The following is a 12,627-nucleotide window of genomic DNA, read 5'->3' on the forward strand; positions in this document are numbered from 1 at the left end:
ATGGGGACTCGTCGCGGCAGAGAAGAGGGAGTCGACCGAGCAGCACCATGACAGGCTAACACTGTGCGTCTGCGAGCTTGGCTGGCGACCCTCATTGGAGGGTGATTTCGGCGGTGTCCACCTCGCCACTCTATCGGCGGCGCGACTTAGAGAGGTCGACACGGCTCCAGTCCCGACGTGTCCGCAGACGGAATCGGCTGATGATCCGGCGGAGACGGCCCACCCGGGTTTCCGCGAGGTGCAATGATTCCAGCGCGTCGGCCCAGCTCTGCTCGACCAGGTCGTCCCCGATGGGCTGACCGTTGAAGACGGCACGGTCGACGAGTTCGGCTAGGGGCGCCAGACGGATGTCCGCGGCGCCGGGCCCGACCTGACGGTCCAGCTGGGCCTCGACGTCCGCGGCGACCAGCAGGCGGGTTGTGTGGCGCGGCACCTCGAAACCGAGTTCCGCATACCCGTCGGTCACCTCGTCCCAGGCCCCGGCGACGCGGGTATCGCCGCTGCCGCGACCGCGGCGCCTCCGTCGACGGCGCGCCTTGAGGGCACCGATGACGAGCACCGGGCCGAGGATCAGCAGGAGCGGGATTCCGACTGTGCCCCCCAGCAGCCACGCCCAACCGGGCAGCACGAATCCCTTGTCCTTATCGTCTTTCTTCGTGTCGTCGATCTCGATGGCGGTCAGCAGGTCGTCGGACTGGTTGTCGGAGCGGGGCGGCTGGCGCACCTGCGGCTGCGGCACGGACTTGGGCTTGGGGGTCTGGTCCTGCGGGACATCCGTCTGGTCGGGGGTCGGGAAGAACGGAACCCAGCCCACACCCTCGAACGCGACCTCCACCCACGCCGTCACGTCGGAGCCGGTCACTTCCACGCTCGTGGCACCGTCCGGGACCTCCGGGGCGAAGCCCATGACCACGCGGGCGGGCAGGTTCAGGCTGCGCGCCATCAGCGCCATGGCCGCGGCGTACTGCTCCTGGTCGCCGACCATCTGGCTGCGCGTGAAGAGCTCGTCGATGCGGTCGGCGCCGTGGCCGGCCCGGGAGGGGATGCCGTCGGAGGCAAGTCCATGGCTGAGGAAGCCCTGGGTCTTCAGCGCCTTCTGGATCGCGCGGAGCTGGTCCACGGGGGTCACGGCGCCGCCGGTGTATTCCAGCGCCTTGGCCACGACGACATCCGGGATGTTCTCGGCGGCCGGCAGGGTGACGGCCGCCACGGGCACCTCGACCAGGTCTTCGTCCCGGTACGACTGCTGCACGGCGGCGCTGGTCGTATAGCGGTAGCCGCTTTTCACACCGCTGGTGAGCACGGCCGTTCCCGTTCCGGCGTTGTAACGCAGGTTCTCGGCCTGGGCGCTGCTCGCCCGGTCGTCGAAGTCGACGGTGCTGGGATAGCCGACGCCGGGGAGCCAGACATCCGCGTACCCGGACCCGGTGATCGTGACGGTGCTGGAGCGCACGGAGGTGATCAGCGGGGCGTCGGGAATCGTGCGCCCGACGAGGCGGAACCCGGCGGAGGCGCTCTCCGCGCCGTCGACTCCGGCGACGTTCCACAGTTTGCCGTCGTAGGCCTCCATGCTGGCCAGGCGCACCAGTTGCCCGGTCTCCAGACCCTCGATCGTGAAGAGCGGGGTCTCGGCGAGGGTCTTCGTGTACTGGCGGAAGCCGGCCAGCGGGCTCGGGAACTGCAACGGGTCGAACGGCGGCTGGATCTCCTCGCGCAGCACGAATCGTTCGGCCTGCACGGGGGCGAGCACCGACCCGGCCAGGGAGCCGATCAGGATCGTGCCGAGGATGAGCGTGCCGGTGCCGACCAGTTTGCGGCGCAGCAGCCGGTTCGCGCCGGCCGAGGAGGCCTTTTCCAGTTGCGAGCGACGCCAGCCCAGCCAGACCAGGGCGATCACGCCGAAGGCGATGCCGCGGACGGCGGCGTAATAGGCCTCATCCGTTCCCATCAGGATGCCGGCCAGGTAGAGCGCGACCGGCCCTGCCAGGAGGACGCTGGAGCGCCACACCGTGCGCGGGCGGCGCGGCAGCCAGCGCACCGCGAGCATGGTGCCGACGAGGGCGATCAGCCAGACCGCGAAGTAGGGCAGCACGGGCATGTAATACGGCGCCTCGACCGGGGTGCCGAGCGTGACGATATCCGCCCAGCCGAACACGGCGCCGATGGCGAGGCCGGCCACGGAGGTCAGGCTGGGGAGGACGAGCAGCACGCCCTGGTCGGGCATGGTGAACGGCGTGCCGAGCAGGAAATAGGCGACGATCGCGGCGAGGACGCTGACCAGTGCGCCCAGTCGGAGCGCATAACCCAGAAGCGCGACCCCGGTGCCGACGATCAGGCCCCCGACGCCCGCGAGCAGGAAGTTGTAGTCGCCGAACGAGGTTTCGAAGCCCAGCACGCCGAGCACGGACAGGGCGCTGAGCACGGCGACGTCGGACCAGGCGCGCTGGGGCACGGAGCGGAGCCGGTTCATCCGTTGACCCGTCGGAGCAGGCTGGGCAGGTCGGCGAGCTCGCCGACCGTGAGCACGGTGAGTCCCGACACGTTCGCGAGCCGGGGCGGGGAGCCCCGCTCGATCCGGAACGCGAGCGTCTTCGTGTCCTGCCCGAACAGAGTCTGGGCGGCGCGGAACCGGGCCAGTTCGAGTAGCGATCCGGCCACCATCATGACGACGCTGGGCGCCGGCAGAGTGCGGGTGGCATCCCGGGTGAAGTCACGCAGGGTCGGATAGCGGCCGCTGACCGGCTGGATCCGGCAGGAGTCGTCGAGGAGGGACACGGGCGTCTTCGTCGTGAGAAGCCGGCCCTCGGTGACCACACTGACCCGGGTGCCGTCGCGGATGACCTGCAGGGCGAGGGACGCCATGACGGAGACGCCGAGTTCGAATTCCTCGTCGGAGGCGTACGTCGTTGTCTCGGCGCTGTGCACGATGGTCAGCTGTGACCGACGGGTCTCCTCGAACTGACGCACCATCAGCTGGCCGGTACGCGCGGAGGTGCGCCAGTGCACATTGCGCAGCGCATCGCCGGGCACGTAGGCGCGCAGTGCGTGGAAGGAGATGTCATTGTTGGTGATCTTGCGGGTGATCTCGCCCTCCAGGTCGCGGACGAGGCCGGCGGCCGAAGAACGCAGCCGGGTGGTGACCGGGTGCACGAACAGTTCGACAGGGTCGGTCCAGCGCACCGTGCGACGCAGCAGCCCCAGCTGGTCGCCGCGCACCGACACGGCCGGGCCGGCCACGATGACGGCCCGGCGATGCGTGGGCACGGCGAACAGTTCCTCATGCTCCGCCGCCGGCGCAAGACCCGGGATCATGAATTCGGCGACCCCGGAACCCACCGGAAGCTCGATGCGCACGGGAAGCAGGCCCTTGTCACCGGAGTTGGCCACCGTCAGCTGGCCCAGGGCGCGCTCCCCCGCCACAACCCGGTGTGGGTTCAGAGCCACCTGGACCGCATAGGTGGCACGGCCGAAGATGAAGCCGACCGCCACCAGAAGGGCCGCCAGCAGCGTGGTCGCCAGGTAGGTGAACTCACTCCAGCCGGTCACGGCGCTGATCAGGAAGGCGACGACGGATGCGGCGAGCGTGAGCCAGCCGACCGGGCCCACGACATCCGTCACGGGTTTGCTGACCTGCCAGCCGCGCCAAGCGAGCTGACCGGCCAGCCGCCCGACGGTGCGCATGCCGCCGCCGAGGGAGCGCCGGACACTGCCCACGGCGTGGGCCGCCGGGCTGATGCGGCGGGGAACCTTCTCGGCGACGCGCGTCATGCTGCGCGGTAGGCGGGCGGTGCGACCTCGACCAGGATCCGGTTGACGATGTCCTCGGCGGTGACGCCGGCGAAGTCGGCTTCCGGGTCGACCATGATGCGGTGCGCGAGCACGGGCACGGCCAGGTCCCGGATGTCGTCGGGTGTCACGTAGCTGCGTCCCTGGGACAGCGCCCAGGTCTTCGCCGCGCGGGCGAGGGAGAGCGCGCCGCGCATGCTGACCCCGAGCGTCGACGACGCGTCGGTGCGGGTGGCGGTGACGATCTCGTTCAGGTAGCTGAGCACGGACGCGTCGACGAAGACCTCGGAGGCCAGCTGCACCATCGAGTTCACCGAGCTGGAGGCGATGATCGGCGTGATCTTCGAGTCCCTCGCCCGGTTCGACGAGTCGAGGAGCAGAGCCACGGCGGTGTCGTGGTCGGGATAGCCGAGCGACGTCTTGATCAGGAAACGGTCGAGCTGCGCTTCCGGCAGGGTGTACGTTCCGGCCTGTTCGACCGGGTTCTGGGTGGCGATGACCATGAACGGGCTGCCGACCTCGTGGCTGACGCCGTCGACCGTGACCCGCCCCTCCTCCATCACTTCGAGCAGGGCGGACTGGGTCTTCGGGCTGGCCCGGTTGATCTCGTCCGCGAGCACGATCGAGGCGAAGATCGGGCCCTTGTGGAACTCGAAGATACCCTTCCCCTGGTCGTAGATCGTGACCCCGGTCACGTCGGAGGGCAGAAGGTCCGGCGTGAACTGGATGCGCGAATTGGTGCCGTCGAGGGTCTTGGCCAGAGCCTTGGCGAGCACGGTCTTGCCGGTGCCGGGGAAGTCCTCCAGCAGCACGTGGCCGCTGGTGAGCATCGCGGCGACCACGAGGCGCACCACGTGGTCCTTGCCGAGGATCGCCTCGTTGACGTTGCCGACGAGGCGGCCGAAGGCCTCGGCGAACCAGTCGGCCTGCTCCTGTGTTACTGCCATTAGTGCTGTGTCCTTCTAGCTTGGGTTGCGAATGACGGGGTGACGGATGTCCGGGTGCCTAGACGCACGGGGTGGCGTCTTTCCACGCGATCGTGGGGCTGGTGTAGGTGCCGCCCGGCCCGACGAATTGGATGTACTGGGCCCTGGTGCCGAAGGATCCGTTGATGTCCATCCAGCTGTAGGTCTGCATGGTTCCCTGGGTCAGGCTGGTCGGGATCGTCGCGGTAGTGAAGTTCGCGTCGCCGAGCACCGTGACCTTGTAGCTGCCCGGGATGATGTTGAAGTAACGGGCTCCGAAGTAGTACATGCTTCCGGAGTACTGGTCGGCCCGGCACAGCTCGATCCTGGCCGCGGGCGGCGGCGGGGGCGGCGGTGCGGGCTGGGGTGTGGCTACATTCGACTGCGTCCACCCACTACTGCAACCGCGGGCGTTGCAGGCCTGCACCTCGTACTGGTACGGGGTGTTCACCGCGCCCGTTGCCGTAGCCGATCGGCCATCGTTCGTGCTGCCGGTGCCGTTGCTGCCCTGGATCCACCGGTAGTTGTAGCCCGTGACACCGCGGCCGCCATCACTGGACGGAGCGGACCAGGTCAGGCTCAGGGCGCCGGTGCCCTGACCGGGGGCATCCAGGTTCGCGGAGGCCGGTGCGCCCGGCACCCCGAAGGGCATGACGGTGTTGCTGCCGGCGGAGGAGCCCGAAGCGCCGATCGCGTTCCGCGCGACGACGGTGAACGTGTAGTTCGTACCGTTCCTGAGGCCGGTGACGGAGTGCGTTCCCGCGGCGCCCACGTTTTCCTGCCCCCCGCCGGTCCAGAAGATGGTGTAGCCGGTGATCGGCGAGTTGTTCGACGCCGGCGCGTTGAAGGTCACGCTGGCACTGCCGTCCCCCTCGACGGCAGACGGCTTGCCGGGCGCGTCCGGAGTATTGCGGATGACGAGCGTGACGCGTCCCTGGGTCTCCCGGGCCTTGTCCTTGGTGGCGTCCTGGATCCGGTAGACCACCGTCAGGGTTCCGGTCGCCCCGGACCCGGTGTTGATGGTCACGCCGGACGCGGTGTGGCTGACCGTGGCGGTGCCGACCTGCTGCTCGATGGTGGCCCCGATCACCGTGAGGGGCTTACCGTCCTGCGCGTACGGGTTGTAGTCGTTCTCCAGCACGGGGACGGGGATGGACTGGCTCGGCTGGGTCTCGATGCCCTTCCCGTTCGGCCCCGAATCGTCGACGGCCTGCGGTTTGGCCCGCGTCGACGACACGACCGTGACGTTCACCGACCCCGGAATGGTGAACTCCTTGTAGGTGACCGTGAAATTGAGTGTGACCTTCGTGCCCGGCTGCACGCCGAGCGGCGCCGAGACGGCGAGGCTCCCGGCGTTGAGGGTCGCCGCGACCTCCGCAGAGGCTCCCGTGAGTGCGCCGTAGCTGAGCTTCTCCACGATCTGAGGGTTCGGGTGTCCGCTCGAGGTGCGCAGGTTGACCGCGAGCGCGGTCTCGCCGGCCTCGATCGTCACGTTCGGCGGGGTGAAGGTGGGGGCCACGTCTTCGGAGTTCGGGTCTCCGACGGTGACCGGGATGGTCAGGGTCGCCTGGTTGCCGTCGGGATCCGTGGCGGAACTGCCGTCGGTGACCACGAAGGTGACGGATGCCGGTCCGCGGTAGTCGGTCGCGCCGGAGAAGCCCAGCGTCGTCGGGTCCAGCAGCGGCGAGGAGCCGTTGGCGTTGGTGGCCGTCGCGGAGAGGATGGTGGCCGGTCGCCCCGAGGGGACCTCCACGATGTCGGCGAGGTTCCAGGTCTTCGAGTCGTTCATCCGCACGAGCTGCTCGGGCAGCGGCTTCAGGAAGGGCGGCGGGAAGGTCTGCTCGGCGGCGGGCTTCTTCTCTTCTTCAGCATCCGGTTTCGCCGGCACGATGATGAACGCCGTGGCGCTGAGCTTGTCGACGTCGTTGGTGAGGCGGTAGGCGATGGCCTGGCGCACGTTGGTGGGGGTGACCTTGACGGTTCCATTGGGCAGGATGGTGCCGGATGCCGCGTTCGGGCCCTCGAGGCTGATGACGAGGTCTTCGATCAGGCCGCTGGGGTTCTCGGCCCGGTCACGCACCTTCACGTCGACGGTCGCGGCCGTGAGCACATCCTTCGGCTCGATGATGTGGTCGATCGCGCTCGGGTACTGCGCCTTGGCGTCCGCGGTCACCTTCACCTGAACGAAGGCCGTGGCCGCACCGCCGTGCCCGTTCGTGATCTCGTAGCGCACCGTGTACGTGCCCTCGACGTCGGGGGCGTCGATGATGATGCGGCTGCCGTTGACCGTGGCGGTGAGCCCGTCAGCGACCTCCGGGAGCTTCTCCGAGAGGCTGGGCTTGTACCCGTTGGGGTCGGAATCGTTGAGCAGGACGGGGACCGATCCGGTGCGGCCGGGCTTGATCTCGATCGCATCGTCCACGGCGTTGGGCGGCAGCAGTGCCACCGGCCGCGGGATCACACCGATCCGTACGGTTCCGAGCGCCTTGGTGCCATACGTGTCCGCCACCTCGTAGGTGAACGTGTCCGTGCCGGCGGTGCCGGGGTAGGCCTGATAGTAGAAGTAGTCGCTGCCCTGCTTGGTGATCCGCCCGAGACCCGGCGGTGTCGTCACGTTGGTCAGGTACACGGAGTCGCCGTCCGGGTCGATTCCGTCCAGCGGGACCAGCACCTTGATGCTCGAGTCAGCGAACGTGCGCACGGTCAGGGGCAGCGGCGTGGGTGCCTGATTGTTCGCCTTGTCCGGTCCGATCACGGTGAACCGCACGATCGCGGTCGCCGTTTCCAGGTACGGGTCCGTGATGGCGTAGCCGACACTGTAGGAACCTGGCTCCTTCGGCGCTTGGAAGCGCACCTGCTTTCCGGTGACGAAGGCCAGACCGCCGGCCTTGTCGGTGTCGACCAGGTCCGGTGACAGGGTCATCGTCGCGGAGTCGGGGTGGAAGTCGTTGTCGAGCACGGGGACGCTCACGATGTCGCCGGCGCGCACGCTGACGGAGTCGTCGACGGCCACCGGGGGCTGGTGCTTCACGAGCGGCGGCACGGGAACGACGGTGACGCCGGCCGTCGAGGTGGCCTGCCCGTCACTGATCGTGTAGGTGAACTGCACCTGCTCGGTGAGGGCCGCACCGGCCGTGACCCGCAGAACGGTGTTGGCCAGGATTTCGACGGAGACCAGGTCCTGGGCACCCTCGGTGTCCACGGACTGGACCGCCAGAACCCGGCCGCTGGGCGAGACGTCATTGTTCAGCACCGGCAGGGACAGCGGTTCGCCGGCGCGCAGGTAGGCGGTGTCCTTGACCGCGATCGGCGGCAACAGCTCGATCGGGTTCTCCTTCACGTCCACCCGGATGAGGCCGACGCTCGACGCGGCCCCGGAGCCGAGACTGTAGGTGAAGACGTAGCTGCCGGCGGCGGGAGCGGACACGGCCACGGTGCCGCGGTCGAGGTTGACGACCGCGGAGACGGTGTCGGGCACGTCGTTGAGCCCGATCAGGGCTAACGGCTCGCCGGACGGGGACACGTCGTTGGCGAGCGGCTCGACGAGGACCGTCTCGCCGACGAAGGCGGTGGCGAAGTCCGGCGTGCCGACGGGGTTGAGGCTGCCGGCGGCCTTCACATCCACCGTGAGCACGCCCGTCGCGGTGAGGGTGCCGTCCGACACGACGAACTGCACCTCCTTGACGCCGAGTTCGGCGGTGCGGCTCTCGAAGGTGATGAACCCCTCCGGGCCGAAGCGCACCCCGTCGCCGGTGGTGGGCGACGCGGACACGAGGTAGATGTCGTCGCCGTCGGGGTCGATCCAGTCGCTCAGCACGTTGTAGCTGACAAGCTGGCCCTGCTCGACCGACACGGCTCCGACACGGTGCGAGACCGGAGCCTCGTTGAGTTCGAACGGTCGGAGGGTGAGGTTGACGCTGGCCTCGGCGACGGCTCCGCGTCCGTCGGCGACCGTGTAGCGGAAGCTGACGGTTCCCGCGAGTCCGGGTGTCGGCGTGAACTGCAGCGCCCGCCCGCCGTCGATGTAGTCCAGGCTCCCCTGCGAGTCGGAGAAACCGTTGGTGTTGACCACCGTCAGCACGTCGCCGTCCGGGTCGGTGTCGTTCTCGAGCACGGAGAGCACCGTGGTCTTGCCGGGGCGCACCCCGTAGGTGTCGTCGTTCGCGACGGGTGCCCGGTTCTGCGGGGTGCGTTCGGCGAGGGTGTCCTCGAAGGACTGCTGCGAGGCCTTTTCATCGCCCTCCTCGGAATCCTCCTCCTGCGGCGGGGTCACCTCGTCCCAGTTCTCGACCAGGCGCATATTGGCGTCGACGAGCCACACGTTCCCGTTGGAGAGGTTGTTGAGGGCGATCACGTTCCGGTTCACCCGGAATTCCAGCGTCGAGCCCTGCGTCGGCTGGACGATGGTCTGGATGTTCGGCTTCTTGTCGGTGCAGGCCGCCAGGTACGCCTGGGCGCCGGCCCAGGCCCCGTGGGCGCATCCGTTCAGCCAGACCGGCGCCGACACGTCCTTCGGATCGGTCAGGGCGGTGTCGATGCCCGCCGGGATCTCCACGGTGTCCCCGCCGTCGAGGGGAACCTGGAGCAGGGAATCTCCCGTGGCGAGCACGGCGAACGCGTTCTCGGCACCGTTCTGCTGCAGTTTCAGCGCCGGGACCGGAAGCTCGATGGTGGCTCCGCCGCCGACGATGAGCCGGTCCTTCTTGGTGTCGAGAACGACGGGCGTCTCACCGACCGCAGCGATCTGGTGCGCACTCAGGGCGGGCAGGTCGCTTCGCTGCGGCTCGCTGCCCGGCTCCTCGATCGTGACGAGCTTTTTCTTCGCCGGCGATGTGGCGAACACGGCACCGTTCGGGGACACCGCCACGTGGCCGCCCTTGCCGAGCTTGACGACCGGATCCGTCGTCTTCGGGTCGAAGTTCAGGTCCTGGGCGGCGTTGATCACCCAGACCTCGCCGCCCGCGGGCGACATGACCGCGATGGTGTCGCCACCGTAGGCAACCTCGGATCCCACCGGCAGGTCGACGCGCTGGCCGAGGGTGGTGAAGGCCGGGTCGATCCGTTCGAGGGAACCGACGCTCTGGTCGTAGAGGAAGACGTCATCGCCGTCCTGCAGCACGTCGAAGGCGTTCGAGGCGGTGTTCACCGAGCCGTTGAGCTCTTCGATCTGGCGGTTGAGACGGCCGGCGAGCAGCTGTTTCCCGTTCGTCACCCAGACGTCCGTGGCGACCAGGTCGACGTCGGTGACCGGGAATCCCTGGTGCAGCACCGCGAAGGTGACCGGCACGCCGGCCAGGACCACCATCGCCATCACGGAGGCCGAAGCCTTGCGGGCGCGAAGCCACGAGCTGAAGGTGCCCACCCGTTACCCCTTGCTCACTTGCACATCCCCCGAGCGGCCTCTAGAGCCTCTCCCCGAAGTTAAACTAACATGCCGGGCGTCCGGCGTGGCGCGCCGGGCTGGTCAGCGGTCGCAAACTCGATTCGCCTCGGAAAGCTTGCCGTCTCTGCGCTGCAGGTAGACGTCGATGCAGACGCGTTCTCCCGGTGTGACCTGGTCCACGGCGATCGCCGCGGAGGGACTCAACTGGGGCTGGTTCGGCTCCTCGGCCCGTGCCCACCGGTACACATCGTCGTCCTGCGGGTCCGGGTTGACCACGGAGAAGGTCACGACTGTTCCATCGACGGAGGTGGCCGTTCCCTCGAGAGTCACCATGGGCACGCCCGCCACCACATCGGCATTGCCGGCGGGGCTGGTCGGTTTCGCGGTCGGCGCAAGTCCGGGGGTCGTGCTTCCCGTGACGAAGACCGCGGCCAGAACCGCGGCGACCAGAACGACGCCGGCGGCAGCGGAGACTCCGGCGATGAGTCCGCGGCGCCCGGCCCGCGGAGCGGTGTTCTCGGGTCCGGACTCAGGCTGGAGTGACACGACGGCGGCCGCCGTGGCAACGACAGCCGGGCGCCCCCGGAGCACGGTGGCTTCCGCGGGCGGCGCCGACGGCGCGGGCCCCGGCCGATGCTTCACGACAAAGGCCCCGCGGACCGGGTTACCCGCGGCATCGACGGCGGGTGCCGCCGCAGGCGGAACCGCGGGCCGGGCGGTCCGCGTCGGCTGCGCCGCGATCGTGACCACGGAGCGGGCGCGGGTCTCGTCCTCGCCGGCGCCGGCAGACTCCGACGGTTCGGTCTCGCTCAGGCGCGGTACTTCGATGGCCGTGGCCGAGTACCCGAGCTCGAGCTCGATGCGCTGCAGCGCCCGGGCGAAGTCGACGGCGCTGGAGTAGCGACTCGCGCGGTTGGTCGACATTCCCTTGGCCAGCACGGCGATCAGGGACGCGGGCAGATCATCCCGATTGATCGGTGTGATGACGCCGCGTTCGATCCGGCCGATCAGGTCGAGCGTGCCGTTGGACCTCCCGCGGATCTCGAACGGGGTGAGGCCGGCGAGGAGAGTGTGGAGGGTGGCGGCCAGGGAGAACACGTCGCTGCGCACATCCGGCACCGGGGCGTCCTCGAACATCTCGGGCGGTGACCACGGCACGCTGAGGCCCACGTCCTGGGTCTCGTCGTCGCCGCCGGTGTGCCCGGCGGTGGAGCCGGCGGTGTGCTGCGGGTCGGACGGATCCAGGTCGAGGGTGGTCGAGATGCCGAAGTCGGTGAGTGCGGGCCCGCCGAAGTCGTTCGTCAGCACGTTCGCGGGCTTGATGTCGCGGTGCAGAATCCCGGCCGTGTGCGCGGTGGCGACGGCGCCGGCCAGGCGCACCCCGATCCGTAGGGTGTCCTCCACCGAGAACGGCTTTTGCTTGTAGCGCTCCGACAGGCTCGGACCCGCGCAGTATTCCATGACCAGGAACGGGCGCCCGTCGCCCGCGACACCCGCATGGTAGATCGTCACGATCGACGGATGCGTGGACAGCTGCGCCATCAGATTCGCCTCATCGACGAAGCGGGCCCTGGTCGACTCGTTGAGCTGTTCGGTCAGCAGCACCTTGACGGCCACCCGTCGACGCGGCAGCTGCTGGTCGTAGAGGAAGACGTCGGAGAATCCGCCCGAGCCCAGCGTCGACACGAAGTCGTAGCCGGGCAGCTCCGGCGGCAGGGAGACGCCGCGACTCATCGCTGCTCACCCACCGTGAGGGTCACGCCGCCGCCCAGGTCGATCACGGTTCCCACCAGAACAGAGGCCGCTTCGCCTTTCCGCAGCTTCTGCGGCGGCCGACCGGGCAGCACGATGACGGTGCCGTTCCGGGAGAGCAGGTCGGTCACGACGACGGTGTCTCCCTCCACGGTGACGCGCACATGGTTGCGGGAGATGTCCTGGTCGGCTCCCCCGAGACTCACCAGGCGGGGCAGCTGGCCACCGGGAACCTGGCTCACGCTGGGCGCGCGGCCGATCACGACGGGCTGCTGACCGAGCGCTTCCCGGCCGCCGCCCGGCAGGAGCAGGAAAAGGGTGGACCCCGTGGGAGCGGCGACCACGGACGCGGGCCGCGCGGCTTCGGCCGCGTTCCGGAGGGTGCGGAGGTCCCCGCTCATGACCGTCAGCCCGTCATGGTGGTCGGAGTCCACCGGCTCGGGTGCTGCCCGGCGCTGCTTCCGCCCGACACTGACGACGGTCTGGTCGGTGAAGGGGTCGTCGCCCACGGTGTCGGCGCCGAAGCTGCCGCTTCCGAACGCCTCGGCGCTGAGGGTGTCGTCGCTGATCGGGTTCAGACCCGGGGCTTCCACCCGTGCCGGCGGCCTGCTCGGAAGCCCGGGAACGGGTCCGATCCGCGCCGGGGTCATGACGTCGGGCACGGCGGGCGCCGGAACGGCCTGCGCCGCGGTCGCGGGCACCGGAACGGCCGGCGCCGCGGCGGCCGGCGCCATCCGGGTC

Annotated in this window: 6 protein-coding genes; all 6 read right to left on the reverse strand. The window is 69.2% G+C overall.

Going from position 1 to position 12,627, the window contains the following annotated elements:
- Positions 1–130: 130 nt before the first annotated feature.
- Positions 131–2,470, reverse strand: coding sequence for a transglutaminase TgpA family protein (locus tag E3T49_RS08650; protein WP_134424531.1), 2,340 nt, complete (start codon positions 2,468–2,470; stop codon positions 131–133).
- On the reverse strand, positions 2,467–3,768 hold the full coding sequence (locus E3T49_RS08655; protein ID WP_134424532.1) for a DUF58 domain-containing protein: 1,302 nt from the start codon (positions 3,766–3,768) through the stop codon (positions 2,467–2,469). Before E3T49_RS08655 ends, E3T49_RS08650 begins: the two co-directional genes overlap by 4 nt.
- On the reverse strand, positions 3,765–4,733 hold the full coding sequence (locus tag E3T49_RS08660) for an AAA family ATPase (protein ID WP_134424533.1): 969 nt from the start codon (positions 4,731–4,733) through the stop codon (positions 3,765–3,767). Before E3T49_RS08660 ends, E3T49_RS08655 begins: the two co-directional genes overlap by 4 nt.
- Before the next feature lie 58 nt (positions 4,734–4,791).
- Entirely contained in the window at positions 4,792–10,113 is a 5,322-nt protein-coding gene (locus E3T49_RS08665; RefSeq protein WP_134424534.1) for an Ig-like domain-containing protein, read from the reverse strand.
- Between the two features lie 102 nt (positions 10,114–10,215).
- Positions 10,216–11,868, reverse strand: a complete 1,653-nt coding sequence (locus E3T49_RS08670; RefSeq protein ID WP_134424535.1) for a serine/threonine-protein kinase — start codon at positions 11,866–11,868, stop codon at positions 10,216–10,218.
- Positions 11,865–12,627, reverse strand: a 763-nt coding sequence (locus E3T49_RS08675; RefSeq protein WP_134424536.1) for an FHA domain-containing protein, incomplete at its 5' end; no start/stop codon positions are given. The genes E3T49_RS08670 and E3T49_RS08675, both read right to left, overlap by 4 nt.

Source organism: Cryobacterium cryoconiti (assembly GCF_004403065.1).
Lineage (GTDB): Bacteria > Actinomycetota > Actinomycetes > Actinomycetales > Microbacteriaceae > Cryobacterium > Cryobacterium cryoconiti.